Source organism: Methylobacterium sp. J-088 (assembly GCF_022829295.1).
Classification (GTDB): domain Bacteria; phylum Pseudomonadota; class Alphaproteobacteria; order Rhizobiales; family Beijerinckiaceae; genus Methylobacterium.
The window spans coordinates 1-394 of record NZ_JAKSYH010000066.1 but is presented as its reverse complement, the minus strand read 5'-3'; the positions used below and the strand labels follow the sequence as shown (position 1 = coordinate 394).

Annotated in this window: 1 pseudogene; it reads right to left on the bottom strand. The window is 62.9% G+C overall.

What is annotated here, in order from left to right:
* Positions 1 to 193: 193 nt before the first annotated feature.
* A pseudogene (locus MKK63_RS08165) lies at positions 194 to 394 on the bottom strand (hypothetical protein); the annotation flags it as partial.

Sequence of the window (394 nt, the reverse complement as noted above, 5' to 3'; positions counted from 1 at the left end):
GGCCTGCTGGCGGCCTAATCCGGGCGGACAAGGGGTTCCCAAAGGGTGTGCCCTTTGGTGGGGTGTCGGGGTGAAACCCCGACGAACAGGTCTCCGCCCCCCGGAAGGGGGAGGGAGACCTGTTTCGAAGGGCTCGGCCATGCACCCGCAAAAGGTCTCGACCTTTTGAAATCCTTTTTAGACCGTTTCGCTATCAGTTGAACAGCGAGCCAACCCCGCCCTGCCCGCGGCCGAGACCGGCACGGGCGACGGGATTGTTAGGGGCGATGGTCGAGGCGCGCTGGGAGTTCTCCATGGACTCTTTTCGCTGGCGCTGCGTCCCGTAAGTCAAGCCGCGATGCGCTCTGTAGGAGGCGTCCTTTTTGTTGACGTGTAGCTCGGGGTGGTGGTCCAT